Origin of the sequence: Streptomyces sp. RPA4-2, assembly GCF_012273515.2 — a bacterium.
Classification (GTDB): domain Bacteria; phylum Actinomycetota; class Actinomycetes; order Streptomycetales; family Streptomycetaceae; genus Streptomyces; species Streptomyces kaempferi.
Genome location: NZ_CP050975.2, coordinates 5,361,712 through 5,387,394, shown reverse-complemented (window position 1 = coordinate 5,387,394; position 25,683 = coordinate 5,361,712). Strand labels below are relative to the sequence as shown.

At 70.2% G+C, this 25,683-nt stretch carries 26 protein-coding genes and 4 tRNA genes; 8 read left to right on the top strand and 22 right to left on the bottom strand.

Features of this window, described 5'->3' with window-relative positions; all coding sequences use genetic code 11:
• Positions 1-85: 85 nt before the first annotated feature.
• From nusG to HEP85_RS23560, 3 genes are all read right to left on the bottom strand, one after another.
• Complete coding sequence (gene nusG / locus HEP85_RS23570; protein ID WP_168529617.1) at positions 86-997, bottom strand: transcription termination/antitermination protein NusG; 912 nt, start codon at positions 995-997, stop codon at positions 86-88.
• 77 nt (positions 998-1,074) lie between these two features.
• A complete protein-coding gene (secE, locus tag HEP85_RS23565) occupies positions 1,075-1,356 on the bottom strand; it encodes a preprotein translocase subunit SecE (protein ID WP_153289137.1) in 282 nt (93 codons plus the stop codon).
• A 109-nt stretch (positions 1,357-1,465) separates the two neighbouring features.
• Positions 1,466-1,538 (bottom strand) — tRNA-Trp (locus HEP85_RS23560).
• Positions 1,539-1,786: 248 nt separating this feature from the next.
• Here HEP85_RS23560 and HEP85_RS23555 point away from each other — a divergent pair.
• The 3 genes from HEP85_RS23555 (at position 1,787) to HEP85_RS23545 (ending at position 5,000) form a co-directional block, all read left to right on the top strand.
• Positions 1,787-3,013: a pyridoxal phosphate-dependent aminotransferase gene (locus HEP85_RS23555; RefSeq protein WP_168529615.1), complete on the top strand. Its 1,227-nt coding sequence runs from the start codon at positions 1,787-1,789 to the stop codon at positions 3,011-3,013.
• Positions 3,014-3,172: 159 nt separating this feature from the next.
• Positions 3,173-4,213 carry an adenosine deaminase gene (locus HEP85_RS23550; protein ID WP_168529613.1) on the top strand — a complete coding sequence of 347 codons (1,041 nt, stop codon included), beginning with the start codon at positions 3,173-3,175 and terminating at the stop codon, positions 4,211-4,213.
• Between the two features lie 154 nt (positions 4,214-4,367).
• Complete coding sequence (locus tag HEP85_RS23545) at positions 4,368-5,000, top strand: NAD(P)-dependent oxidoreductase (RefSeq protein WP_168529611.1); 633 nt, start codon at positions 4,368-4,370, stop codon at positions 4,998-5,000.
• 26 nt (positions 5,001-5,026) lie between these two features.
• Here HEP85_RS23545 and HEP85_RS23540 read toward each other — a convergent pair whose 3' ends face one another.
• The 8 genes from HEP85_RS23540 to HEP85_RS23505 all read right to left on the bottom strand — a co-directional run bounded on the left by HEP85_RS23540 (position 5,027) and on the right by HEP85_RS23505 (position 10,277).
• A complete protein-coding gene (locus tag HEP85_RS23540; protein ID WP_168529609.1) occupies positions 5,027-6,082 on the bottom strand; it encodes a UDP-N-acetylmuramate dehydrogenase in 1,056 nt (351 codons plus the stop codon).
• Between the two features lie 178 nt (positions 6,083-6,260).
• Positions 6,261-7,718: a DHA2 family efflux MFS transporter permease subunit gene (locus HEP85_RS23535; protein WP_248002047.1), complete on the bottom strand. Its 1,458-nt coding sequence runs from the start codon at positions 7,716-7,718 to the stop codon at positions 6,261-6,263.
• A gap of 97 nt (positions 7,719-7,815) precedes the next feature.
• Positions 7,816-8,394 carry a TetR/AcrR family transcriptional regulator gene (locus tag HEP85_RS23530; protein WP_211118046.1) on the bottom strand — a complete coding sequence of 193 codons (579 nt, stop codon included), beginning with the start codon at positions 8,392-8,394 and terminating at the stop codon, positions 7,816-7,818.
• A gap of 352 nt (positions 8,395-8,746) precedes the next feature.
• Positions 8,747-9,175 (bottom strand): MaoC family dehydratase, encoded by a 429-nt coding sequence (locus tag HEP85_RS23525; RefSeq protein WP_168529605.1) that lies wholly within the window; start codon positions 9,173-9,175, stop codon positions 8,747-8,749.
• Positions 9,176-9,177: 2 nt separating this feature from the next.
• A complete protein-coding gene (locus HEP85_RS23520; RefSeq protein WP_168529603.1) occupies positions 9,178-9,624 on the bottom strand; it encodes a MaoC family dehydratase N-terminal domain-containing protein in 447 nt (148 codons plus the stop codon).
• Positions 9,625-9,824: 200 nt separating this feature from the next.
• Complete coding sequence (gene rpmG, locus HEP85_RS23515) at positions 9,825-9,989, bottom strand: 50S ribosomal protein L33 (RefSeq protein ID WP_004571794.1); 165 nt, start codon at positions 9,987-9,989, stop codon at positions 9,825-9,827.
• Between the two features lie 96 nt (positions 9,990-10,085).
• Positions 10,086-10,158: transfer RNA gene (locus HEP85_RS23510), tRNA-Met, on the bottom strand.
• 46 nt (positions 10,159-10,204) lie between these two features.
• Positions 10,205-10,277 (bottom strand) — tRNA-Thr (locus tag HEP85_RS23505).
• Between the two features lie 388 nt (positions 10,278-10,665).
• On the opposite strand from HEP85_RS23505, the gene HEP85_RS23500 reads away from it, so the two are divergent.
• Together HEP85_RS23500 and HEP85_RS23495 are read left to right on the top strand one after the other, a co-directional pair.
• Entirely contained in the window at positions 10,666-11,919 is a 1,254-nt protein-coding gene (locus tag HEP85_RS23500) for an amidohydrolase family protein (protein ID WP_329289694.1), read from the top strand.
• Between the two features lie 209 nt (positions 11,920-12,128).
• On the top strand, positions 12,129-12,785 hold the full coding sequence (locus tag HEP85_RS23495) for an SDR family oxidoreductase (protein WP_168529601.1): 657 nt from the start codon (positions 12,129-12,131) through the stop codon (positions 12,783-12,785).
• A gap of 196 nt (positions 12,786-12,981) precedes the next feature.
• Here HEP85_RS23495 and HEP85_RS23490 read toward each other — a convergent pair whose 3' ends face one another.
• The gene (locus HEP85_RS23490) at positions 12,982-13,194 is read right to left on the bottom strand and encodes a hypothetical protein (RefSeq protein WP_168529599.1); all 213 of its coding nucleotides are present in this window, start codon (positions 13,192-13,194) and stop codon (positions 12,982-12,984) included.
• A 191-nt stretch (positions 13,195-13,385) separates the two neighbouring features.
• A tRNA-Tyr gene (locus HEP85_RS23485) sits at positions 13,386-13,467 on the bottom strand.
• A 201-nt stretch (positions 13,468-13,668) separates the two neighbouring features.
• Here HEP85_RS23485 and HEP85_RS23480 point away from each other — a divergent pair.
• Entirely contained in the window at positions 13,669-14,157 is a 489-nt protein-coding gene (locus HEP85_RS23480; RefSeq protein WP_168529597.1) for a YajQ family cyclic di-GMP-binding protein, read from the top strand.
• A gap of 108 nt (positions 14,158-14,265) precedes the next feature.
• Here HEP85_RS23480 and HEP85_RS23475 read toward each other — a convergent pair whose 3' ends face one another.
• The gene (locus HEP85_RS23475) at positions 14,266-14,532 is read right to left on the bottom strand and encodes a GlsB/YeaQ/YmgE family stress response membrane protein (RefSeq protein ID WP_153289150.1); all 267 of its coding nucleotides are present in this window, start codon (positions 14,530-14,532) and stop codon (positions 14,266-14,268) included.
• A gap of 173 nt (positions 14,533-14,705) precedes the next feature.
• Between HEP85_RS23475 and HEP85_RS23470 the strand changes: the two genes are divergently transcribed.
• Positions 14,706-15,950 carry an APC family permease gene (locus HEP85_RS23470; RefSeq protein ID WP_168529595.1) on the top strand — a complete coding sequence of 415 codons (1,245 nt, stop codon included), beginning with the start codon at positions 14,706-14,708 and terminating at the stop codon, positions 15,948-15,950.
• Between the two features lie 136 nt (positions 15,951-16,086).
• Here HEP85_RS23470 and HEP85_RS23465 read toward each other — a convergent pair whose 3' ends face one another.
• Entirely contained in the window at positions 16,087-16,653 is a 567-nt protein-coding gene (locus tag HEP85_RS23465) for an SMI1/KNR4 family protein (RefSeq protein WP_168529593.1), read from the bottom strand.
• A gap of 363 nt (positions 16,654-17,016) precedes the next feature.
• Here HEP85_RS23465 and HEP85_RS23460 point away from each other — a divergent pair, with 363 nt between their 5' ends.
• A complete protein-coding gene (locus HEP85_RS23460; RefSeq protein WP_168529592.1) occupies positions 17,017-17,418 on the top strand; it encodes a YccF domain-containing protein in 402 nt (133 codons plus the stop codon).
• A 286-nt stretch (positions 17,419-17,704) separates the two neighbouring features.
• On the opposite strand, the gene htpX is transcribed toward HEP85_RS23460, so the two are convergent.
• From htpX to HEP85_RS23425, 7 genes are all read right to left on the bottom strand, one after another.
• On the bottom strand, positions 17,705-18,568 hold the full coding sequence (gene htpX, locus HEP85_RS23455; protein ID WP_168529590.1) for a zinc metalloprotease HtpX: 864 nt from the start codon (positions 18,566-18,568) through the stop codon (positions 17,705-17,707).
• Positions 18,569-18,806: 238 nt separating this feature from the next.
• Entirely contained in the window at positions 18,807-20,306 is a 1,500-nt protein-coding gene (locus HEP85_RS23450) for an NADH-quinone oxidoreductase subunit N (RefSeq protein WP_168529588.1), read from the bottom strand.
• Positions 20,303-21,880: an NADH-quinone oxidoreductase subunit M gene (locus HEP85_RS23445; protein WP_168529587.1), complete on the bottom strand. Its 1,578-nt coding sequence runs from the start codon at positions 21,878-21,880 to the stop codon at positions 20,303-20,305. The genes HEP85_RS23450 and HEP85_RS23445 overlap by 4 nt, the downstream gene beginning before the upstream one ends.
• A 6-nt stretch (positions 21,881-21,886) precedes the next feature.
• Positions 21,887-23,878: an NADH-quinone oxidoreductase subunit L gene (locus HEP85_RS23440; protein ID WP_168529585.1), complete on the bottom strand. Its 1,992-nt coding sequence runs from the start codon at positions 23,876-23,878 to the stop codon at positions 21,887-21,889.
• Entirely contained in the window at positions 23,875-24,318 is a 444-nt protein-coding gene (gene nuoK, locus HEP85_RS23435; protein WP_168529583.1) for an NADH-quinone oxidoreductase subunit NuoK, read from the bottom strand. The genes HEP85_RS23440 and nuoK overlap by 4 nt, the downstream gene beginning before the upstream one ends.
• Positions 24,318-24,926, bottom strand: coding sequence for an NADH-quinone oxidoreductase subunit J (locus HEP85_RS23430; RefSeq protein ID WP_168529581.1), 609 nt, complete (start codon positions 24,924-24,926; stop codon positions 24,318-24,320). Before HEP85_RS23430 ends, nuoK begins: the two co-directional genes overlap by 1 nt.
• A complete protein-coding gene (locus HEP85_RS23425; protein ID WP_168529579.1) occupies positions 24,923-25,681 on the bottom strand; it encodes an NADH-quinone oxidoreductase subunit I in 759 nt (252 codons plus the stop codon). The genes HEP85_RS23430 and HEP85_RS23425 overlap by 4 nt, the downstream gene beginning before the upstream one ends.
• Between the last annotated feature and the right edge of the window lie 2 nt (positions 25,682-25,683).

The following is a 25,683-nucleotide window of genomic DNA, read 5'->3' as shown; positions in this document are numbered from 1 at the left end:
ATCCATGCGGGGCCAAAAACCGAGCAGGTCAGACGGGCTGCGTGAGCCCGTCTGACCTGTTCGGAAGACGTACGTCCAGAAGCCGCTAGTTCTTCTGGATCTGGTCGAAGGAGAGCTCGACCGGGGTCTCGCGGCCGAAGATCTCGACGAGGCCCTTGACCTTCTTCGAGTCGGCGTTGATCTCGTTGATGGTCGCCTGCAGCGTGGCGAACGGACCGTCGGTGACGGTGACCGAGTCGCCGACCTCGAAGTCCAGCACCTGGACCTCGACCTTGCGCTGCGGAGCGGGCTTGCCCTCGGCCTCGGCGGCCTCACGCGCGGCCTTCTCCTCGGCCTCCGGGGCGAGCATCTTCACGATCTCGTCCAGGGTCAGCGGGTACGGGTCGTAGGCGTTGCCCACGAAGCCGGTGACGCCGGGAGTGTTACGGACGACGCCCCAGGACTCGTTCGTCAGGTCCATGCGCACCAGCACGTAGCCGGGGAGCTTGTTCTGGCGAATGGTCTTGCGCTCGCCGTTCTTGATCTGCGCGACCTCTTCCTGCGGCACCTCGGCCTGGAAGATGAAGTCCTCGACGTTCAGCGAGACGGCGCGCTGCTCGAGGTTGGTCTTCACGCGGTTCTCGTAACCGGCGTAGGTGTGGATGACGTACCACTCGCCGGGGAGGGTGCGGAGCTCCTCGCGGAGGGCCTCGACGGGGTCGACGGGCTCGGCCGGCTCGGCCTCCGCCTCATCGGCGTCCTCGTCCTCGACGTCCTCGGCGTGCTCGTCCTCGGCGGTCTCGTCATTCTCGGTGAGAGCGTCCGCGGGGACGTCCTCGTCCTCGACGTCCTCACCGGACTCGTCCTCGACGTGCAGGGCCGTTTCCTCGGCGGGCTCGCCGGCGGCGGCATCGGCAGCCTCGAACTCGTCCACGACGTCCGCTCCCTCGACGATGTCGAGCTCGTCGTCAACGGACTCGACCGACTCGCTGGCGTCGTTCAGGTTCGGGTCAGACACGGTGGCTGCTTCTTCCTGGATACATGGGGGTGGAACACGCGAAAGGGGCGCCGGTGACGGCGCCCTTCGCTCTCGGCTCAGCCGAAGACGTACTTGGCGGCGTGGTTGAGCCCATAGTCAATCACGGTCACCAGGCCAATCATGATGACGACGAAGACGATCACCACTGTGGTGTACGTCGTCAGCTGATTGCGAGTCGGCCAGACGACCTTGCGGAGCTCCGCGACGATCTGGCGATAGAAGGTGGCGAGGCGCTTCAGCGGGCCCTTCTTGGCACGCTTACCACCCTTGCGAGCCTTCTTTTTGGACTCGGGCGCCTCGGCATCAGGCATGTCGATGGAGCCCACGGCGTCCGTCACTCGTCCTCACCTGATTCCGGGTCGTGGCCGTGCCGCGCCCGGTTGAGCCGCACGGCGGTGCATTGCAGTACGTACATGCGTGCACACATCCTGGCGAAGGAGTGTGTAGCAGGGCCGGAGGGACTTGAACCCCCAACCGCTGGTTTTGGAGACCAGTGCTCTACCAATTGAGCTACGACCCTTTGATTTCCCCCAACGTACCGCATCCGCCCGAGTGCTCGCTGTGCGCACGGTGGGTGCGGCCGGTGAAGGCCAACGAGGTGAGAGTGTACGTGGTCCGGGGCCGGTCGTCGAACAGAAAGTGTCCGTAAGGGCTTTGTCCGTCGGAGATCGACGGGTGGGCCCCGCGCGTCCGGACTGGTGTTCTCACACTGTTCAGTCTGTGAAACCCGCGTGCCGGGGGCGTTTCCGGTCTGAAACGATGGGCCCCATGAGCGCTGCAACCCCTCCCACCGAGCGCCGGGTCTCCGCCCGAGTCGGCGCGATCTCCGAGTCCGCCACTCTCGCCGTGGACGCCAAGGCCAAGGCCCTCAAGGCCGCCGGGCGGCCGGTGATCGGCTTCGGCGCCGGTGAGCCCGACTTCCCGACCCCGGACTACATCGTCCAGGCCGCCATCGAGGCCTGCTCGAACCCGAAGTACCACCGCTACACGCCGGCCGGCGGCCTGCCCGAGCTGAAGGCCGCCATCGCCGCCAAGACCCTGCGCGACTCCGGCTACGAGGTGGAGGCCGCCCAGGTCCTGGTGACCAACGGCGGCAAGCAGGCCATCTACGAGGCCTTCGCCGCCCTCCTCGACCCGGGCGACGAGGTCATCGTCCCGGCTCCTTACTGGACGACCTACCCGGAGTCCATCCGTCTGGCCGGCGGTGTCCCGGTCGAGGTCGTCGCCGACGAGACCACCGGCTACCGCGTGTCGGTCGAGCAGCTGGAGGCCGCCCGCACCGAGCACACCAAGGTGCTGCTCTTCGTCTCCCCGTCCAACCCGACGGGCGCGGTCTACACCCGCGAGCAGGTCGAGGAGATCGGCCGCTGGGCCGCCGACAAGGGCCTGTGGGTCCTGACCGACGAGATCTACGAGCACCTGGTCTACGGCGACGCCGAGTTCCACTCCGTGCCCGTGGTGGTGCCCGAGCTCGCCGACAAGTGCATCGTCGTCAACGGCGTGGCGAAGACGTACGCCATGACCGGCTGGCGCGTGGGCTGGGTCATCGGCCCCAAGGACGTCATCAAGGCCGCGACCAACCTCCAGTCGCACGCCACCTCGAACGTGTCCAACGTGGCCCAGGTCGCCGCCCTGGCCGCCGTCTCCGGCGACCTGACGGCCGTGGCCGAGATGCGCGAGGCCTTCGACCGCCGCCGCAAGACCATCGTGCGCATGCTCAACGAGATCGAGGGCGTCCTGTGCCCCGAGCCCGAGGGCGCCTTCTACGCGTACCCCTCGGTCAAGGCCCTGCTCGGCAAGGAGATCCGCGGCAGGCGCCCCCAGGACACGGTGGAGCTGGCCGCGCTCATCCTGGAGGAGGCCGAGGTCGCGGTCGTCCCGGGCGAGGCCTTCGGTACACCGGGGTATCTGCGTCTGTCCTACGCCCTGGGTGACGAGGATCTCGTCGAGGGCGTCAGCCGGATCCAGAAGCTTCTGGCCGAGGCGCAGGACTGACGTCCCCGACGCCTCTCGTCGTACGTTTCGCGTTTTCGCGCTCCACGCGCGTGTGCGGGCCGTTTCCCCCCGGGGAGACGGCCCGCTTCTTCGTGCGAGCAAGACCACTAAAGGGGAAAGCGCTACCGGGACGACCCGGACGTGCGGCAGGATCCTGGAATGGAGCGCGTACGTGATCTCTCTGAACTGCCGAAAGCCCATCTGCACCTGCACTTCACCGGTTCGATGCGGCCGACCACCCTGCTGGAACTGGCCGACAAGTACGGCGTCCGGCTGCCCGAAGCACTGACCGAGGCGCTGACCGGCGGGGAACCGCCGAAACTGCGGGCGACCGACGAGCGCGGCTGGTTCCGCTTCCAGCGGCTGTACGACGCGGCACGGTCCTGCCTCAGAGAGCCCGACGACATCCGGCGGCTGGTGCGCGAGGCCGCCGAGGAGGACATCAAGGACGGCTCCGGGTGGCTGGAGATCCAGGTCGACCCGACCTCGTACGCGCCTCGCCTGGGCGGGCTCATCCCGGCGCTGGAGATCATCCTGGACGCGGTGGACTCGGCCGTGCGCGAGACCGGCATCGGGATGCGGGTCCTGGTGGCCGCGAACCGTATGAAGCACCCCCTGGACGCCCGCACGCTCGCCCGGCTCGCGGTGCGCTACGCGGACCGGGGCGTCGTCGGCTTCGGGCTGTCGAACGACGAGCGGCGGGGCATGGCGCGCGACTTCGACCGGGCCTTCGCGATCGCGCGTGAGGGCGGACTGCTGTCCGCGCCGCACGGTGGCGAACTGGCCGGTCCGGCCTCGGTCCGCGACTGCCTGGACGACCTGCACGCCACCCGGATCGGGCACGGGGTGCGCGCGGCCGAGAACCCGCGGCTGCTCGCGCGGCTCGCGGAGCGCGGCATCACCTGCGAGGTGTGCCCGGCGTCGAACGTCGCCCTGGGCGTGTACGAGAAGGCGGAGGACATCCCCCTGCGCACGCTCTTCGAAGCCGGTGTCCCGATGGCCCTCGGCGCCGATGACCCGCTCCTGTTCGGCTCGCGGCTCGCCGCCCAGTACGAGCTGGCGCGCCACCACCACGGCTTCACCGACGCCGAACTGGCCGAGCTGGCCCGCCAGTCCGTGCGGGGCTCGGCGGCGCCCCAGGACGTCAGGGGGAAGCTGCTGGCCGGCATCGACGACTGGCTGGCCGCCCCGGTCGCCTGAAGCGGCCGCGGCGCGGACACGCCTGGAAACCGGCGTCCAGCTCCGTACGGTGGCCTCGCCCGGTGGGTACTCGGCCGGTCGCAGCCTCACGGACACCGCTCCGGGAAGGTCATACGGAAAGGCACCCATTGAACTCGTCCAAGGGGAACTCGCCATGAAACTGACCGTCTTCGGTGCGACCGGCGGTATCGGACAGGAGATCGTCCGGCAGGCACTGGCCTCCGGTCACCAGGTCACGGCCGTCGTACGGGATCCGGCGCGGCTGTCCGTCACGGGCGCGGGCCTGGAGGTCCTCCGCGCGGACCTCACCGACCCGGAGGCGCTGCGCCCCGCGGTCCGGGGCCGGGACGCGGTCCTCTCCGGGCTCGGCGCCCGCAGCCGCAAGGACGCAGGGGTCACGACCCGGCTGACCCGTACGGTGCTCGGTGCGATGCGGGCCGAGGACGTGCGCCGACTGCTGGTGGTGAGCGCGGGGCCGGTCGGTCCCGACCCCGAGGGCGCCTCTTTCGCCGACCGTGCCGCGCGGGCCCTGATCTCGGTGATCCTCAAGGACGTCTACGCCGACCTGAGAGGCATGGAGGGCGAACTGGCCCGGAGCGACACCGACTGGACGGCCGTACGGCCGCCGCGGCTGCGGAACAAGCCGGTGACCGGCTCGTACCGGACGGCGGTCGGGAGCTTCCCCCTCGGGGGCCGTTTCATCGCGCGCGCCGACGTGGCGCACGCGATGCTGGCGATGATCACCGACACGGGGACGGTGAAGCAGGGGGTGGGTATCGCCTACTGAGCCGACGCGATTCGGCCCGACCTGGCCTAGAGGCGCACGCCGACCGTCACCGGTTCGTTGACCAGGGTGATCCCGAAGGCGTCACGCACCCCGGCGACGACCTCCCGGGCCAGCGCGAGGAGGTCCTCGGTGGTGGCCCGGCCGCGGTTGGTGAGGGCCAGCGTGTGCTTGGTGGAGATCCGGGCGGGCCCGGAGCCGTACCCCTTGGTGAATCCGGACTTGTCGATCAGCCAGGCCGCGGACGTCTTGGTGTGTCCTTCGCCCGCCGGGTAGGCGGGCGGCACGGCGCCGGAACCGAGCCGCTGCGCCACGCGCGCGTGGAACGCGGCGAACTCCTCGTCCGTGAGGATCGGATTGGTGAAGAACGACCCGGCGGACCAGGTGTCGTGGTCCTCGGGGTCGAGCACCATGCCCTTGCCGGAGCGCAGCTTCAGGACGGTCTCGCGGGCGGCGGTGAGGGGCACGCGGTCGCCGGGCTCCACGCCCAGCGCGCGGGCCGTCTCGGCGTACTTGACCGGTGCCGACAGCCCCGCCGCGTCCTCCAGCTCGAAACGGACGCGCAGCACGACATGACGCTCCGGGTCGGCCTTGAAGCGGCTGTGGCGGTAGGAGAAGGCGCAGTCGGCGTTCGTGAGGGTGACCGTCTCGCGCGTCTTCCGGTCGTACGCGATCACTTCGGTGATGGTCGACGACACTTCCTGGCCGTACGCGCCCACGTTCTGGATCGGGGTCGCGCCGGCGGAACCGGGGATGCCGGCGAGGCACTCGACGCCCGCGAGTCCGGCCTCGACGGTGCGGGCGACCGCGTCGCTCCACACCTCGCCCGCGGCCAGCTCCAGCCTCGTCCCGTCGAGCGCGAACCCGCTCGTCGCGATGCGCAGAGCGGTTCCGGCGAAGCCGTTGTCGCCGATGACGAGGTTCGATCCGCCGCCGATCAGCAGCAACGGGGTACCGGTGTCGTCGGCCTCGCGGACAGCGGCGATCACCTCGGCGTCGGTCGTGGCGGTGATCAGCCGGGTCGCGGGCCCCCCGAGCCGGAAGGTGGTCAACGGGGCGAGCGGGGCGTCGTGGAGTTCCTGCACGCGCCCAAGACTACGAGAAGGCCGGCGGCTCCCGGCCCGCGGTACGCGCGCTGTGCGCTGTGCGGCGTGCGGCGTGCGGCGTGCGGCGTGCGGCGTGCGGCGTGCGGCGTGCGGCGTGCGAACGGCCCCGCCGGGGAGGCGGGGCCGTTTCGTGTCGTACGGGCTGCGGACAGGCGGTTCAGTGGGAGGCGGTTTCCAGGGCCGGGGCCGGGGTGAGGGCGGGGACCGGGACCTCGGCCACGGTCTCGGACCGTGCCGCACGCCGTGCCGACGGGATGAGCAGCACCGCGACTCCCGCCAGGGCGACCATCGCGGAGCCCACCACCAGCGCGGGCCGCAGGCCGTCCACGAAGGTCTTCGCGGTCTCGTAGCCGCCCTGCGCGGAGAAGATCGACGACATCACCGCGATGCCGAGCGCGCCGCCCACCTCGCGCAGCGCGTTGTTGGCGCCGGAGGCGATGCCCTGCTCCTGCGGACGGACGCTGGACATGACCAGGTTGGACGCCGGAGCGAAGTACAGGGACATCCCGATGCCGCTGATGATCAGGGCGGGCAGCTGCTCGGCGTACGAGACGTCGGCGGCGACCACCACGGCGTAGTAGGCGAGTCCGACGGCCTGCAGGAAGAGCCCGGTGGCGACCACGGGGCGCCCGCCGACGCGGTCGGAGAGGTAGCCGGCGATCGGCGCGACGAGCATCGGCATACCGGTCCAGGGCAGCATCCGCAGCCCCGCCTCGGTGGGCGAGTAGCCGAGGACGCCCTGCATGTACTGGCTGAGCAGGAAGATCGAGCCGAACATCCCGAGGAACATCAGCAGGCTCGCGGCGTTGATCCCGGCGAAGGCGCGGGAGCGGAACAGCCGCATCGGCAGCATCGGGTTCTTCGCCCGGATGCCGTGCAGGACGAAGGCGGTGAGCAGCGCGGCGCCGGCGAGCAGGCCGGTCAGTACGACCGGGCTGGTCCAGCCGTCGGCGGGCCCGCGGACCAGGCCGTAGACGATTCCGAAGAGGCCGCCGCTGGCGAGCAGCGTGCCGGGGATGTCGAGCCGGGCACCGGCGCCGTGGGACTCGGCCAGCCGCAGCCGGGCGAGCGGGAGGAGGGCGAGGCCCAGCGGAACGTTCAGCCAGAAGATCCAGTGCCAGGACACGTGTTCGGTGAGGCTGCCGCCGATGAGGGGCCCGGAAGCGACCGCGAGTCCGTTCACGGCGCCCCAGATCCCGTACGCCATCCCGCGCCTGGCGGCCGGCACGGCGGCCGTCAGCAGGGTCAGCGTCAGCGGCATCATGATGGCGGCGCCGACACCCTGGACCGCGCGGGCGGCGATCAGCGAGTCGATGCCGGGGGCCATGGCCGCGGCCGCGGAGGCGCCGGTGAAGACGGAGAGACCGACGAGGAAGAGCCGGCGGCGGCCGAAGCGGTCGCCCAGCGCCGCGCCGAACATCAGCAGGACGGCGAAGGTGAGCGTGTACGCGCTCACGGTCCATTCCAGGTCGTCCAGCGCTCCACCCAGGTCCTTGCGGATGGAGGGCAGCGCGGTCGTGACGACGAGATTGTCGAGAGCCGCCATGAATCCGGCGACGCTGGTGATGACGAGGGCCCAGGTAGCTCCCCCGCGCCGTGCTGTCTGCTGTGACATCGCTCCCCCAAGAGTGATTCACTCGAGTTGATTAGTTATTGATGACTAACTTTCGCGCTCATGAAAAGGCGAGCCCCGCCGCCTTCCCGATGAACGTCTATCCGCCCGAAACCCCGGCGCGCCCGGCCACTCGCGCCTCCGGATAGATCCCTTCCCAGACCCGGTGGCCGGCCGGAAACCCCATGGCCACGAAGCAGTTGATGAGCATCCCGTACGCAAGGAAGTTCGTCGTCTCACCCACGTCGGCACCGAGCGGCAGATGGACCGTGTCCCACAGTCGCGTCCAGCCGCTCCGCACCGCCTCGCCGAACTCCCGGTCACCGGCCTCCTCGGCGGCCGCCACCGCGGTGTACGTCTGCATCTGCATGAGCAGCCGCTCCGGGTGCTCCGCGATGACCCGTGTGTACGCGGTCGCCATGGAGTGCAGGGCCTCCTCGCCCTCCAGCCCCTCGGAGGCCTCCTCGAAGGTGCGGCGGATGTCCTCGAGGCAGCGTTCGGCCGCCGCGAGGAAGATCGCCTTCTTGCCCGGGAAGAGCCGGAAGAGGTACGGCTGCGAGACGCCCACACGCTTGGCGATCGCCTCGGTGGAGGTGCCGTAGTAGCCGCCGCGGGCGAACTCGCCGATCGCCGCGCGGATGACGCTTTCGCGCCTGTCCTCTGCGCTCATCCTGACCATGCGAGAAAGTTAGTACTCAATCACTAACTACGTCAAGAGGGTTCTGAGAATGGGGCGGAACGTGTCCTCAGGGGCTCGTGGGGCGTGGCGTGAGGCGCGCGGGGGCGTGCCGGGCTGCGCGGTGGGGGCCGTGAGCTGAGCGGTGGGGCCGTGCGCCGCATGGTGAGGCGCGCTGGTGAGGACGCGTAAGGGGCGTCCGCCATGGACGGACGCCCCTTACCGCTGCCGGTTACTGGTTGCCGGTTGCCGGTTGCCGGTTGCCGGTTGCCGGTTGCCGGTTGCCGGTTGCCGGTTGCCGGTTGCCTGGACACACGGGCCGCCACCGAAACCGAACCGGCCGCACGACCCGCCGTCAGGCCAGTCGCACGACCGCTCGCGACATGCCCAGGACCTTCTGGCCCGCGCTCGTCGCGGTGAGGTCGACGCGGACGGTGTTGTCGTCCAGCTTGGCCGCGACCTTGGCGCTGACCTCGACGGTCGCCCCCTTGTCGTCGTTCGGCACGACGACGGGCTTGGTGAACCGCACCCCGTACTCGAGCACCGCGCCCGGGTCGCCGACCCAGTCGGTGACGACGCGGATCGCCTCGGCCATGGTGAACATGCCGTGCGCGATGACGTCGGGGAGACCGACCTCGACCGCGAACTTCTCGTTCCAGTGAATCGGGTTGAAGTCCCCGGAGGCGCCCGCGTACCGCACGAGTGTGGCGCGAGTCACGGGGAAGGTCTGGGGCGGCAGCTCCGTACCGACCTCGACATCACCGTAGGTAATCTTCGCCGCCATGATCAGCCCTCCGCCCGCGCCACGAGTTTGGTGATGGCCGTCACCACGTGCTCGCCCGTCTCGTCGTGGACCTCACCCCGGATGTCCAGGATGTCGTTGCCGGCCATGGACTTGATCGCCTCGATGGTCGAGGTGACCGTGAGCCGGTCACCCGCGCGCACTGGGCGGGTGTAGGCGAACTTCTGGTCACCGTGCACCACGCGGCTGTAGTCGAGACCCAGTTGGGGGTCCTCGACGACCTGCCCCGCGGCCTTGAAGGTGATGGCGAACACGAAGGTCGGGGGGGCGATCACATCGGCGTGCCCGAGCGCCTTGGCGGCTTCCGGGTCCGTGTACACCGGGTTGGTGTCCCCCACGGCCTCCGCGAATTCGCGGATCTTCTCCCGCCCCACCTCATAGGGCTCGGTGGGCGGGTAGGACCGCCCCACGAAGGACTGGTCGAGCGCCATGGGCCCGGAACCTCCTGGTTTTCAGCCGGTGCGGCATCTGCCGCGGTGCAGCGGATCCCGGCCGGTGTCCGGCGCCGTCGCTACGGCACGCGGGCCTGGCCGGAGGCCGGCGCCGGGCGTTCGACACGCCCGGCATCCGACCGGTGAACGACGCGAGGCCGCCCCCGTTACTGGGGACGGCCTCGTGTACGAGCCTGAAATTATCGCGTTTCGCGGTGCGCGGTGTGCGCGTTGCAACGCGGGCAGTGCTTCTTCATCTCCAGTCGGTCCGGGTCGTTACGCCGGTTCTTCTTGGTGATGTAGTTCCGCTCCTTGCACTCCACGCAGGCCAGCGTGATCTTCGGGCGGACGTCGGTGGCAGCCACAGGAGTGCTCCTTGACGAACGGATGGGACATTAAGACGTTTAACGCATAGAAGAGTAGCCGATCGAAGGACCGACCCCACAATCGGCTACTGTCTGTAGCGGTGACCGGACTTGAACCGGTGACACAGCGATTATGAGCCGCTTGCTCTACCGACTGAGCTACACCGCTGTGATGCGATCGGACCCCGCCTTGCGACGGGGACCTCCCACACCAGAGCCCCAATACGGAATCGAACCGTAGACCTTCTCCTTACCATGGAGACGCTCTACCGACTGAGCTATTGGGGCGAGCGATGAAGACATTACACGCTCGCCCGCCGATCGCCCAAATCCGTTTCGCGGCACCCGCCCCGGCCTGTTCCCCACCGCTTGCCGACCGCTCACCGGCCCGCATCCCACCCGTTCCTCACGCCCCTCGCGGACGGTGCGCCACATCCGCGACACACGGACCTCGCGCCCCCTGCGTCACGACGCATCCCCAGGTCCGGGGCCCTCTCCCGAGCGACGGACCACACCGGTACGACTATTGCGCTCCTCCCCGATGAGGACGGATCGCCACCCTAGGCTCGACCCACACCGCGTGATCTTGACCGGCTACTCTCCGTCACTCCAGCGTCCCCCAACAGCACTCTCCGCAACCGACTCCCCGCGGTCGCCCCCGAGCCCCAGGAGCGCGATGCCCGACAGCCAGTCGCAGCCGCCCCACTCCTCGTCCTCCCCTTGCGGTCGGACCGACACCGCCACCCTGCTGCTGTGCGGAGCGCGGCTCACCGACGGCCGGACCGTGGACGTACGGCTCGGCGGCGGGCGCATCGAGGCGGTCGGCACCGCGGGCAGCCTGGCGACGGAGTCCTCCGGGGCGCGGACCCCGAAGGTGGACCTCGGTGGCCATCTGCTCCTGCCTGCCCCCGCCGAACCCCACGCACACGGCGACACGGCCCTGACGGCCGAGGGCGACGGCCCCGTCTCGTACGACCCGCACGAGGTCCAGCGCCGGGCCACCGAGGCCGCGTTGCTGCAGCTCGCGCACGGGGCGACGGCGCTGCGCTCGCACGTGCGCGTCGGCGACGTACAGGGGCTCGGCGCACTGGACGCGGTGCTCCAGGCACGGCGGGCACTGCGAGGGCTCACCGAACTGTCGGTGGTGGCGATGCCGCGCGTACTCAGCGGGATCGCCGGGGCCGACGGTCTCGCGATGCTGCGGGACGCCGTGAAGATGGGCGCCTCGGTGGTGGGCGGCTGCCCGGACGCCGACCCCGATCCGACGGGGTACGTGGAGGCGGTCCTGGAACTCGCCTCCGAGTACGGCTGCCCGGTCGACCTGCACACGGACGCCACCGACCCCGCCCGGCTCGGGCGGCTCGCGGCGATGGCGGGCGGGCTGCGGTCCGGGGTGACGCTGAGCCCGTGCGCCGGGCTCGGCCGGCTGCACGCCGAGGCGGCCGCCCTGGCGGCCGACCAACTCGCCGCAGCGGGCGTCACCGTGGTGTGCCTGCCGCAGGGCGGCTGCGGGGGTTCGGAGCGTCGCGGGACGGCCCCGGTACGGCTGTTACGGGCCGCCGGAGTACGGGTCGTGGCGGGCGGCGGCGCCCTGCGGGACGTGGCGAACCCGGTGGGTCGCGGGGACCCCCTGGACACGGCGTACCTGCTGGCCTCGCGGTACGGGCTGCGCCCCGAGGACGCCTACGACGCCGTGAGTTCCGGGGCGCGGTGCGCGCTCGGGCTGCCCGAGGTGCGCGTGGAGGCGGGATTCCCGGCCGAGTTGCTCGCGGTGCGCGGCGACGGGCTCGCGGGAGCGCTGTCGCTCTCGTACAGCCGGATCGTGGTGCACCGGGGGCGCGTGGTGGCGCGGACCAGCGCTGTGCGTGAGTACTGCGACTCGGTGGTGGGCCTGGACCTGCCACGGCAGGGCTACGGGGATCCCTCTTGAGTGGCTCTCGGCCTTCCGGACCCTCAGAAGCCGTCCGCTGGGCGTGCGTTGGGAATCGGGACGCGAGACACGAGAGACGAGAGTTGAGAAGCGGAAAAGGCCCGTCCACTCCCGCGTCCGATCACTCGTTCGCAAGATCACTCTCGTGACCGGTGAGTTGTCCACAGGTCATGCGGCGAACGCGTGCGTCCGGGCGTACGGTCGGAAACATGCGCATTGTCATCGCTGGAGGTCATGGTCAGATCGCGCTGCGGCTGGAGCGCCTGCTCGCCGCACGCGGTGACGAGGTCGCGGGGATCATCCGCCGCGCCGAGCAGGGCGACGATCTGCGGGCGGCCGGTGCCGAACCGGTTCTGTGCGATCTGGAATCGGCCTCGGTGAAGGAGGTCGCCGCGCATCTGCGGGGTGCGGACGCGGCCGTCTTCGCGGCGGGCGCGGGGCCGGGCAGCGGCGCGGCCCGCAAGGACACGGTGGACCGCGGCGCCGCGGTCCTGTTCGCGGACGCGGCGGAGCAGGCGGGTGTACGGCGCTACGTGGTCGTGTCCTCCATGGGCGCGGACCCGTCCCATCAGGGCGACGACGTGTTCGACGTGTACCTGCGCGCCAAGGGCGAGGCCGACGAGTACGTACGCGGCCGTACGGCCCTGGAGTGGACGATCCTGCGTCCCGGCGGCCTGATCGACGACGCCGGAACAGGCCTCGTACGCCTGGAGGCCTCGACCGGCCGTGGCACGGTTCCGCGCGACGACGTCGCGGCCGTCCTCGCGGAGCTGGTGGACACACCGGCGACGGCCGGCCTGACCTTGGAACTGATCAGCGGTTCGACGCCTGTCTCGGTGTCGGTCAAGTCGGTGGCGGGGAACTGACCGCGTCCGCGCATCTGGGACAGGGCTTCGAGACAGGGATCCGGGCCGCGGAACCGGGACGGGGATCTCGGACAGGGATTCGGGGCGCGGAACCGGGACGCGGAACCGGGACGGGAAGCTGGTCTCCTGTCCCGGTTGTCCCGGTGTCCCCGGTCGCCGTCAGGGTGTCGGCCGCGCGGGGCCGGAACCGAACCGTTCAGAACAGCGGGAGCTGACCGGGGAACTCCGCGACGACGTATCCGTCCAGGGCCGGCTGTGCGGCCCCCAACTGCGCCTGCCTGCGCGACCCGGGACACGAGACCAGTTCCCCGTTTCCGCGCGCGCCCGGCGGATCGTGCCGGGCGAACCGTCCGGCGACAACGGCGATCTCCCGGCGGCACTCGGGGCAGTTCCTGCGACGCGACGACATGAGATCAGTGTGCCCTCGCGACACCCGGCGCGCCCTCCCCCACATGCCCCGGCCCGTCACTGCCCTGCCCCAGCCCTGGAGCACACCCCAGCCGTCGTACCGAGAACAGCCTCGGCAAGCGCATAGGCCCGACAACGAAGAAACCCCCTCCGATCTGCGTCAACGCAAATCAGAGGGGGTTTACCTTCATGTGGCGGCGCCAGGATTCGAACCTGGGAAGGCTGAGCCGGCAGATTTACAGTCTGCTCCCTTTGGCCGCTCGGGCACACCGCCGGGGTCGCTGCCCTGAGACCGCTTTTCGGCGGTGCTCTCTGGCAACGACGTAAACGATACCTGATGCCCAGGGGTGCTCCGCCACCCGATTGATCTGCGCTCGAAGGGGAGCGGGTGACTAGGCTTATGCGGATGCGGCCGGGGGCCTACGCCGGGCTCGACGGCCGCCCCTACGCACCCCGATACAAGGAGCCACAGGACATGGCCGACTCCAGTTTCGACATCGTCTCGAAGGTCGAGCGGCAGGAGGTCGACAACGCCCTCAACCAGACCGCCAAGGAGATCTCGCAGCGCTACGACTTCAAGAACGTCGGTGCCGCCATCTCCTGGTCCGGCGAGAAGATCCTCATGGAGGCGAACTCCGAGGAGCGGGTGAAGGCCGTCCTCGACGTGTTCGAGACCAAGCTGATCAAGCGCGGCATCTCGCTGAAGTCGCTGGACGCCGGTGAGCCGCAGCTCTCCGGCAAGGAGTACAAGATCTTCGCGTCGATCGAGGAGGGCATCTCCCAGGAGAACGCGAAGAAGGTGGCAAAGATCATCCGCGATGAGGGCCCGAAGGGCGTGAAGGCTCAGGTGCAGGGTGACGAGCTGCGTGTCACCTCGAAGAGCCGTGACGACCTGCAGGCCGTCCAGGCCCTGCTCAAGGGCAAGGACTTCGAATTCGCGCTGCAGTACGTGAACTACCGGTAGTCGTCGGTCCGTTGCGCTGCGGCGCGTGCGACCGTGTGTACGAGGAAGGGTGGGCGCCCGGAGTGCCCACCCTTCGCGTCTGCCGGCCGCGGCCTCAGGGATGCGCGGTCAGCGGCGCGAGTCGCCGAACAGGATGCGGTAGAGGATCAGCAGGACGAGCGAGCCGCCGATCGCCGCCGCCCACGTGGCACCGTCGTAGAAGTGCTTGCTGACCGGGTGGTCCAACCAGCGCGCGGATATCCAGCCGCCCAGGAATGCCCCCGTGACCCCGATGAGGGTCGTGCCGATGAAACCGCCCGGGTCACGGCCCGGCAGCAGGAATTTGGCGATGGCTCCGGCCAACAGTCCCAGAATGATCCAGCTGATGATGCTCATGCCCTGAACCTGCCTCTCCGCGCTGTGCCTGTGCTGTCCTCCTGCTCCGGCCTGGCCATGTCCATGCCTTCCACTTCGAGCAGTCGGTGGTGGATACCGGTGTTCGTGGCGCGTTACCAGGCAGGACGCCTGGTCGGCGCCGGGTGGTTGCAACGATCAATAGGGTGCGGCACATGACACAGTCCGGTTCTTCTCTGCGGCGCACGCTGGGCACGACGGACGCCGTGGTCGTCGGCCTCGGCGCGATGGTCGGAGCGGGGATCTTCGCGGCGCTCGGCCCCGCGGCACGGGCGGCCGGTTCGGGGCTGCTTCTCGGGCTCGCGGTCGCCGCCGTGGTCGCGTACTGCAACGCGATGTCCTCGGCGCGGCTGGCCGCTCTGTATCCCGCGTCCGGCGGCACCTACGTGTACGGGCGTGAGCGGCTCGGGGCCTTCTGGGGGTATCTGGCGGGCTGGTCGTTCGTCGTCGGGAAGACGGCCTCCTGTGCGGCGATGGCGCTCACCGTGGGCGCGTACGTCTGGCCTGAGCAGGCGCACGCGGTGGCGGTCGCGGCCGTGGTGGCCCTCACCGCCGTGAACTACGGCGGCGTACAGAAGTCCGCTTGGCTGACGCGGGCGATCGTGGCGGTGGTCCTCGCGGTCCTCGCTTCCGTGGTGGTCGTATGTCTCGGCTCGGGCGCCTCCGACGCCGGACGGCTGCAGGTCGGGGTCTCCGACGGTGTGGGCGGCGTGCTCCAGGCGGCAGGGCTGCTGTTCTTCGCCTTCGCCGGGTACGCGCGGATCGCCACGCTCGGGGAGGAGGTACGGGATCCCGCACGCACCATTCCGCGCGCGATCCCCACGGCACTGGGCATCACGCTGGTGGTGTACGCGGCGGTCGCGGTCTCAGTCCTTTCCGTGCTGGGGCCGGACGGCCTCGGGCAGGCTCCGGCGCCACTCGCCGACGCGGTACGGGCGGCCGGTGTGCCGGGTCTCGTGCCGGTGGTGCGGGTGGGTGCGGCCGTGGCGGCGCTGGGTTCCCTCCTCGCCCTGATTCTGGGTGTGTCACGGACGACGCTGGCCATGGCCCGCGACCGTCATCTGCCGGGCGCCCTGGCCGCCGTGCATCCCCGCTTCCAGGTGCCGCACCGGGCGGAGCTGGCCGTGGGCGCGGTGGTGGCGGCGCTGGCCGCGACGGTGGACGTCCGGGGTGCGATCGGTTTCTCCTCCTTCGGTGTGCTGGCGTACTACGCGGTGGCCAACGCGGCCGCCTGGACATTGAGGCCGACTCCGGTGGTGCGGGTCGTGCCGGTCGTGGGATTCGTCGGATGCGTGACCCTCGCGTTCGCCCTGCCCTGGGTTTCCGTGGTCGTGGGCGCGGCTGTACTGGGGGTCGGCGCGGCCGCGTACGGCGTGCGGAAGAGGGTGGCTTCGCGGTAGTCGCGGGCGCGAGCGGACCGCCGACTGTCGGTCGTCGGTGTCGGTCGTGGTGGCTCGGGGCGGAGGAAGGGCAGGGCTGGGAAAGGGTGGGGCTGGGACGCGGTGCGGCCCCGCTCGCTCGTGGCAGGGCTGACGGCTACGAGGCCGGTGCCGCCGTCGTGCGGGTGCGGAAGTCGGGCCAAGGGGACAGGTCCGCGTCGTCGTTGGACTCCTCGTACCAGCCGGTGCCCTCCAGCCAGATACGCAGCCAGGCCTCGAGGTCGGGTGCGTCCACGTACCACGCGTGGTCGGCCTCGTCGGCGTTCGGCTCGAACAGCAGGACCGTGGCCCTGGGGCTGTGGCAGTCCACGCACGCGTACATCCCGCAGCCCCAGTGGGATATCGGCAGGACGCCCTCCGGCCACGGCCAGTCCGGGTCCTTGCGTCCGCTCTCGCGGTGCGCGAGGTACTGCGGGACAGCGGCCGGCTCACCGGACGGGGCGCCGTCGAGCAGCGGCAGCAAGCCGTACTCCGGGCCGAATCCGCCGTCCCCTATTCGCAGATAGAGCGCGGCGAGCAGGGGTGGCAGCCCGAAGCCCAGGGCGGCCTCGGCGCGGACGACCGACGCCGCGTCCACCGGCTCGGGGAGCGAAGGCCAGCCCCACGGACGGGTGTTGCGGGCCTCCGTGCCGACCCTTGCCAGCAACTGCTCGATTTCGGTCATGGGTTCATGATGCAGCGCGCCACCGACATTCGGGCAGCCTGTGGATAACCCTCCGGCGGGGAGGCGGGCAGCCCTCGGACTGGTGGCGGACAGCTCTCGAGCCAGGCGGTCGCCGACGCGCTCGTCGACGCGCGCCGCCGAGGGAGCCGGCGCGCCACGAGCGGCTGGTCCGTGCACAGGACTTCGCGTCCCGCGGGGAGCAGCGAGACCCGGATGGGCTTGAAGTCGGCGATGCCGGACAGGATCGATTCCCGGCGCTCACGACACTCCCACAAAGGCTCTGCGGTTCCGGCTTCATGGCTGAGCACCGGATACTGGCCAGTGACAGCGGGCACGGGCGTCATCCGCGAAGGGGCAGCGATCGTGAAACTCCTCAGCCTGATCCTCAACATCCTGTGGTTGATCTTCTGCGGGATCTGGATGGCGCTCGCCTACACGGTGGCCGCGCTCATCTGTTTCGTCTTGATCATCACGATTCCGTTCGGCGTCGCCTCACTGCGGATCGCCGGATTCGTCCTCTGGCCCTTCGGGCGTACGACGGTACCGAAGCCGGACGCCGGAGCGGGCTCCTTGATCGGCAACGTGATCTGGATCATCGTCGCAGGGTGGTGGCTCGCCATTGGTCACCTCGTCACCAGCATCCCGCTCTTCCTGTCGATCATCGGGATTCCCTTCGGCTGGGCGAACCTCAAAATGATTCCGATCTCTCTCATGCCCCTGGGGCGCGAGGTCGTATCGACTGACGAAGAGTTCGGCGCGCGCTGAGTGCCCACTGCGGGATGCCAGTCCTCTCCCGCGCCCTGACGGCTCGCCCGCCGCCCAGGCCCTCTCTCGTTGCCCACGAACGTCCGTGCGGTCGAGGTCGCGTGCGGTACACGTCTCCCGATGAGAACGCCGGCCCGTGCACCGTCCTTTCGACGGGGCGCGGGCATTCTGTGACGGTCGGGGACAGCGGGCGGCAGCGGCCTTCCGCGCTCTGGTGGAACCTGCTGATGAAGCCGCCCCGTGGGGCATGCCGCTCAGGACCGGGCGAAGGACGTTCGGACCGTCTTCATCGCTGGCGGCCTGCCATCTGCTCGAGCCGGGAGATGCGCTCCGCCATGGGCGGGTGCGTGGAGAACATCTTCGACATCCCCTGCCCGGGGCGGAAGGGGTTCGCGATCATCATGTGACTCGCGGTCTCGATGCGCGGTTCCGGGGGCAGGGGCAGTTGCTTGGTGCCCGCGTCGAGCTTGCGCAGGGCGCTCGCGAGAGCGAGGGGGTCGCCGGTGAGCTGGGCGCCGGAGGCGTCCGCCTCGTACTCCCTGGAGCGGCTGATGGCGAGCTGGATGAGGGACGCGGCGAGCGGGCCCAGGATCATGATCAGCAGCATGCCGAGGATGCCGGGGCCCTCGTCGTCGTTCGAACGTCCGATCGGGATCAGCCAGGCGAAATTGACCAGGAACATGATCACGGAGGCGAGGGCGCCGGCGACCGACGAGATCAGGATGTCGCGGTTGTAGACATGGCTGAGTTCGTGGCCGATGACACCGCGCAGCTCGCGCTCGTCCAGGATGCGGAGAATTCCTTCGGTACAGCACACCGCCGCGTTGCGTGGATTGCGGCCCGTCGCGAACGCGTTCGGTGCCTCCGTCGGTGAGATGTACAGACGCGGCATGGGCTGGCGGGCCTGGGTCGAGAGCTCACGGACCATGCGGTACAGCGCCGGGGCCTCGAACTCGCTCACCGGGCGCGCGCGCATCGCGCGTAGAGCCAGTTTGTCGCTGTTCCAGTACGCGTACGCGTTCGTCCCGATCGCGATGAACAGCGCGACGACGAGGCCGGTACGCCCGAAGAAGCTGCCGATGACGATGATGAGTGCGGACAGTCCCCCGAGGAGTACGGCGGTCCTGAGCCCGTTGTGCCGGCGGTGCACGGTACGCCCTCCAAGTGGTGCGGCAGGGGAACCCTTTGCTTGTCGAATGCTCTGCTTCCACTCTTCAGTGGACCCTCCCGTACTGGTCAACGCCAGGCGGGGAGCACTAGTTCCCTTGTGCGCACGGCGGCGCGTGTCGGCCGTCCGGGTGACTGCCGGCGTCATCCCGCGCGCGGGGGGCTCATGGATGCCGCGCGCGTGGGCCTCACGATCGCCGCACACGGGCGCCACGCGAGCGTCAGAACAGGCTGGTCGCCGAGAAGCGCAGGATCAGTTGGGGCGCCCCGGAGAGGGCGATGCCCAGGACCGCCGTCAGCGCGATCGCTGCGGTCAACGGGGCCGGTACCGGGTGCCTCGCGGCCTCGCCCTCGGGGGCGCGGAAGAGCAGGGTCGTCCACTGGAGGTAGTAGAAGAGCGCGATCACGACGTTCACGGCCATGACCACGGCGAGCCAGCCGAGTCCCGCGTCGACGGCCGCCGAGAAGACGGTGACCTTGGCGAAGAGCCCGATGATGCCCGGCGGCAGTCCTGCCAGGCAGAGCAGGAAGAAGCCGAGGAGGAGGGCCGAGAGGGGGCTCTCCGCGTACAGGCCGCGGTAGTCGCTGATGCGGTTCAGGGGCCTTGTGCGGGCGACGAGGGCGGCCACCGCGAAGGCGCCCAGGTTCACGGCCGCGTACATCAGGGCGTACGCGACGGTGGAGCCGATGGCCTTCTCGGCGTCCTTGGAGTAGGCGGCGGACGCGATCGGCACCAGGAGGTAGCCGGCCTGGCCGACCGAGGACCAGGCGAGCAGCCGTACCGCGCTGTGCGCGCGCGTGGCCCGCTGCCGCAGGGCGCCGACGTTGCCGACGGTCATGGTGAGGGCGGCCAGCGCGGCGAGCGCCGGGCCCCAGACGTCCGCGTACGACGGGAAGGCGACGACGGTGACGAGGATCAGCCCGGAGAATCCGACCGCCTTGCCCACGACCGACAAGTAGGCGGCGATCGGCAGGGGTGCCCCCACATAGGTGTCGGGCACCCAGAAGTGGAAGGGCACGGCGGCCGTCTTGAAGGCGAAGCCGACGAGGGTGAGGACGACGCCGGCCTGGGCGAGCGTGTGGAATTGCCCGTCGACGTGCTGGATCTTGTCCGCGATCCGGGTGAGGTAGAGGGTGCCGGTGGTGGCGTAGACGAAGCTGACGCCCATGAGGCTCACGGCGGTGGCGGTGACCGAGGACAGGAAGAACTTCAGGGCCGCTTCGGAGGACTTCTTGTCGCCGTGCTTGATGCCGACGAGCGCGAAGGCGGGTAGTGAGGCGACTTCCAGGGCGACGATGAGGGTCGCCAGGTCGCGCGAGGCGGGCAGCAGGGCGGCGCCCGCGGCGGAGGAGAGCAGCAGGAACCAGTACTCCCCTTCGGGCAGTCCCTTGTTGGCGTCCTTCAGGGCGGTGACCGAGAGGAGGGCGGCCAGGAGCGCTCCGCCGAGGACGAGGAGCTGGATGACGAGCGTGAAGCGGTCCGCCGTGTAGCTGCACAGGCCGGTGTCGCCCGTCAGGCAGAAGGTGGCGCGGTCGCCGTCCAGGAGGGGCAGCAGCATGAGCGCGGAGGCGGCGAGTCCGGCGACCGAGACCCAGCCGAGGAGCGCCTTCCTGCCGTCGCCGACGAAGAGGTCGGCGACGAGCACGACGAGTCCGACGACCGCGGTGATGGTGGGCGGCGCGATCGCGAGCCAGTCGACGGACTGGACCATGGAGCTCATCGGGTGCCTCCTGCGAGGAGCTGCTGTACGGCCGGGTCGGTCAGCCCGAGGAGGGCCTTGGGCCAGAGGCCGGCGACGACGGTGAGGACGACGAGCGGCGTCCAGGCCGCGAACTCGTAGCTGTGGACGTCGGCGAGCTTCGGGGCCTCCGGCCGCGGGGTCGCGCCCATGCACACCCGGCGTACGACGAGGAGCATGTACGCGGCGGTGAGGAGGGTGCCGAAGGCGGCGATGGCCATGAAGGTCAGGAACGCCGGACGGCTGAGGTCGTCGGCGGGCTTGAACGCGCCGAACAGCGCCAGCATCTCGCCCCAGAACCCGGCGAGGCCCGGCAGTCCGAGTGAGGCGACGGCGCCGAAGGCGAGCAGCCCGCCGAGACGTGGGGCCTTGCCGTACAGCGCGGCTCCGGTCTCCTCGGCGAGGCTGTCGAGGTCGGTCGTGCCCGTACGGTCCTTCAGCGCCCCGACGAGGAAGAAGAGCAGGCCGGTGATGAGGCCGTGGGCGATGTTGGCGAACAGCGCGCCGTTCACGCCGGTCGGGGTCATCGTGGCGATGCCGAGCAGGACGAAGCCCATGTGGCCGACGGACGAGTAGGCGATGAGCCGCTTGAGATCGCCCTTCGCACCCTGTTTGACGAGAGCCAGACAGGCCAGGGATCCGTAGATGATCCCGACCACGGCGAAGGCGGCGAGGTAGGGGGCGAAGGTGTGCAGGCCCTCCGGCGCGACCGGCAGCAGAATCCGGACGAAACCGTACGTACCCATCTTCAGCAGCACACCGGCCAGCAGCACCGAGCCGACGGTGGGCGCGGCGGTGTGCGCATCCGGCAGCCAGCTGTGCAGCGGCCACATCGGCGTCTTGACCGCAAGCCCGATCCCGATCGCCAATACGGCGATGACCTGCACGGATGTGGTCAGCGACCGGCCGTTGTCAGTGGCGAGTGCCACCATGTCGAACGTGCCCGCCTTGATTCCGATCAGGAGCAGGCCCAGCAGCATCACGACCGACCCGAGCAGGGTGAAGAGGATGAACTTCCAGGCGGCTGCCTGGCGCTGAGCACCGCCCCAGCGGGCGATGAGGAAGTACATCGGGATGAGCACCATCTCGAACGCGAGGAAGAACAGCAGCAGATCGAGGACGGCGAAGGTCGCGAGGGTGCCGGACTCGAGCACGAGGACGAGTGCGACGAATGCCTTCGGGGTCGGGCCCGCGGGCATCTTGAAGTAGCTGTACAGCGCGCAGAGGAAGGTCAGAAGCGCGGTCAGGACCAGAAGGGGGAGGGAAATGCCGTCGGTGCCGAGGTGGATCCGCACGTCGAGTGCGGGGATCCAGCTGATGTCCGTCGTGGCCTGCATCTTCGACGGGTGGTCGTGGTCGAAGCCGAGCGCGAGGACGATCGCCGCGATGAGCACCGCGCCGGTGACGATCACACCGTGCCGCAGCACGGCCTGCTCGGGCGACTTCCCTTTCAGCCCGGGCGGGGCCGGCAGCAGAGCGGCGGCGGCGCCGATGAGCGGGCCGACGACGATGAACGCCAGAAGGATCTGCATCACGGATTCACTGATATCGATCACGCCAGCTCACGCTCCTGTGGCGACGAGGAGGGCGGCGACCACCAGGACGACGGTGCCGGCGAGCAGCGCGCTCACATAGGTCTGCACATTGCCGGTCTGCGCGCGCCGTACGGCGGCGCCGAGCCAGCGGGGTAGGTCGCCCGCGGCGCGGACGTAGGTGTCGACGACCTCGCGGTCGAGGAACCGGACGAGTGAGGCTCCGGCCTGGACCGGGCGGACGAACAGCACGGTGTACACGGCGTCGAGGTGGAAGCCGACGGCCGCGTGCCGGTGCAGCGGGCCGAGCAGCAGCCGGCCCGGGTCCGCGGGGTCGGGCGCGTAGGCCACGTCTCCGAAGGCGGGCGCGTGACCGGCGATCGCCTCGGCCTCGACCTGTCCGCCGTCGGCATCGGGATGGGCCGCGACGGCACCCAGCGGGACGCGGGCCGCGAGCACGGTGGTCTGCCGCCAGGCGCCGTAGGTGACGAGTCCGCCGACCAGGGCGAGCCCCGTGCCGAGGACGGAGGTGGTGAGTACCGGTGTCAGGTCGCGGCCGTCGAACCAGTCGGGCAACGGCCCGTACAGCAGGCCGAAGGCGAGCGACGGGACGGCGAGCACCCACAGCACGGCGGTCATGGTGACGGGCTGCCTGCCGTGGTCGGGAGCTTCGACGCCCCGGCCGCGGAAGGCCAGCAGCCACAGTCGGGTGGCGTACGCCGCGGTGAGCACGGCCGTGATCAGACCGGCGACGAGGACGATCCAGCCCGCGGCGCCGGGGGCGTGCTCGGTGTGGCCGGTGGCGACGTGTTCGGCGGCGCCGAGGACGGCTTCCTTGGAGAAGAAGCCGCTGAACGGCGGGATCGCGGCGAGTGCGAGCAGCGCCACCGTCATCGTCCAGTAGGCGTCCGGGACGCGGGTGCGCAGGTCCTTCATCCGGGACATGACGGCGAGTGAGTTGGTGCCGGAGGCGTGGATGATCACGCCGGCGGCGAGGAACAGCAGCGCCTTGAAGGCGCCGTGCGCGAGGAGGTGGAAGACGGCGGCACCGCGGTCGCCGACGGCGAGGGCGCCGGTCATGTAGCCGAGCTGGCCGATCGTGGAGTACGCGAGGACGCGCTTGATGTCGTCCTGGGCGAGTGCGGCGAGTGCCGAGCCGGCCATCGTGACGGCGGCCATGACGGCGAGGACGGTCATCGCGGCCGATGAGGCCTGGAAGACGGGGAGGAGCCGGGCGACGAAGTAGACACCGGCGGCGACCATCGTCGCGGCGTGGATCAGCGCGGAGACGGGTGTCGGGCCGGCCATGGCGTCGGGCAGCCAGGTGTGCAGCGGGAACTGCGCGGACTTGCCCGCGACACCGGCGAGGAGCAGCAGGGCGATCAGCGTCGGATGGTGCAGTCCGCCGCTCGCGACGGTGCCGAGGACCGTGGTGATGCGGAAGGACCCGGCGTCGGTGGCCAGGGCGAACAGGCCGATGAGGAAGGGGACGTCGCCGAGTTTGGTGACCAGGAAGGCCTTGATGGAGGCGGCGCGGGCCTCGGGGGTCTCCCAGTAGTGGCCGACCAGGAAGTACGAGCAGATGCCCATGACTTCCCAGCCGACCAGCAGCACGATCAGGTCGCCCGAGTACACGACGAGGAGCATCGCGGAGGTGAAGAGGGAGACGAGAGCGGCGTAGGAGGGGTAGCGGGGGTCGTCGCGCAGATAGCCCGTCGAGTAGATCTGCACGCAGGTGGCGACGACGCCGACGAGTACGGCGACGAGGGCGGCGAAGCCGTCGATGTACAGGGCGAGTTCGATCGGGACCGAGCCGGTGGGCGTCAGCTCGGTGGCGGCGCTGATGGCCTGGTCGCCGCCCTGGCGCACGGCGACGAGGACGGCGATGACGAGCGAGGCGAGGGGCGGGAGTACGGCGAGGGGACGTACGAAGCCGGGGGCCGTGCGGCCGAGGAGGAGTCCGGCCACCGCGCCGAGGAACGGCAGGAGGGGGACGAGGACGGCGAGGCTGGTCGTGGTCACGCGGCGGCCTCAGCCTTCTCGTCTGCCGGGACGGGGGCTCCTTCGGAGCCGTCGTCGTCGGGGCCGTCGCTGTCCGGGCCGTGACTGTCCGGGCCGCCGTCGTCGGGGCCGCCGGTCTCGGGGCCCTCGGCGGTGTCGCGGAGTCGGTCGATGTCCGCGGTGCCGCGGTTGCGGTGGACGGCGAGGACGATCGCCAGGCCGATGCCGATCTCGGCGGCAGCGATGGCGATGGTGAACAGGGTCAGGGCCTGCCCGGAGTGGAGCGTGTCGCGGGAGGCCTTGGAGAGCCAGACGTCGAAGGCGACGAGGTTGAGGTTGACGGCGTTGAGCATCAGCTCGACGGACATCAGGACCAGGATCGCGTTGCGGCGCGCGAGGACTCCGTACAGGCCCGTGCAGAAGAGGAGGGCGGCGAGCACGGCGGGATAGGCGAGGTGCATCAGCGGGCCTCTTCCTTCTCCGAGGACTTCGCCTTGCGGGAGAGGACGATCGCCCCCACCAGGGCGGCGAGGAGGAGGACGGACAGCGCTTCGAAGGGGAGCACCCAGTTCTGGAAGAGGCTCGCTCCGGTCACCTCGGTGGATCCGGCGGCGGGACCCGCCAGGTCGACCCAGGTGGTGCGGAAGGCGTCGACGACGACCCAGACGAGGGCGGCGGCCGCGGCGACGGCCACGGTCAGGGCCGCCCAGCGGTTCCCGGAGTCGGCGTCCGGGGAGCGGCCGATCGGGGCCCTGGTGAGCATCAGGCCGAACAGGAGGAGGACGACGACGGAACCGACGTAGATGAGGACCTGCACCCAGGCGATGAACTCGGCCGTGAGCAGGAGGTATTCGACGGCGAGACCGCCGAGCGCCACCACCAGCCACAGGGCGGCGTGCACCAGTTGCTTGGTGGTGACGGTGACGATCGCGGCGCCGAAGGTGACCAGGCCGACGAGGAGGAAGGCGATCTCGACGCCGGTCGGGGAGAGGAAGCCGTGGCTCCCGGCGGCGGTGGTCGTGGCGCGCGCCGCGAGGGTGGTGGCTGCGGTGGCTGCTGCGAGGCTCACGCGTCACCGTCCTGTGGTGCGGCGGGCTTGGACGGGTCCGAGGCCGGGGGCTCGGTCCGGGGTTCGGTCCGAGGTTCGATCCGGGGTTCGGTTTCGGCTGTCTGTTCGGCGGGACCGGTAGCCGTCGTGGGCGGGGTGGCCGGGGTGGTCGTCTCCACCGCCGTCGTCTCGGCCGCCTCGGCTACTTCGGTCGCTTCAGTCGCTTCAGTCGCTTCGGCTGCGAGCTTCTCGGCCTCGGCCGCGAGCTTGTCGGCGGTCTTGCGGGCGGCGGCCAGTTCCTTCGGCTCCTCGGCGCCGGCGTCGAGGGCGGGCGGGGCCGGGACCGTCCACATCCACTCGCGCAGCTTGTCGCGCTCGTGGGTGAGTTCGTGGATGTCGGTCTCCGCGTACTCGAACTCCGGTGACCAGAACAGCGCGTCGAAAGGACAGACCTCGATGCAGATACCGCAGTACATGCACAGGGAGAAGTCGATGGCGAAGCGGTCGAGGACGTTGCGGCTGCGCTCGCGTCCACCGGGGGCGGCGGCCGGGACCGTCTCCTTGTGGGAGTCGATGTAGATGCACCAGTCCGGGCACTCGCGGGCGCACAGCATGCAGACCGTGCAGTTCTCCTCGAAGAGGCCGATGACGCCGCGGGAGCGGGGCGGCAGTTCGGGCTGGACGTCCGGGTACTGCGCGGTGACGGTCTTCTTCGTCATCGTGCGGAGGGTGACGGCCAGGCCCTTGGCCAGGCCTGAGCCGGGGAGGGGGGCCATGG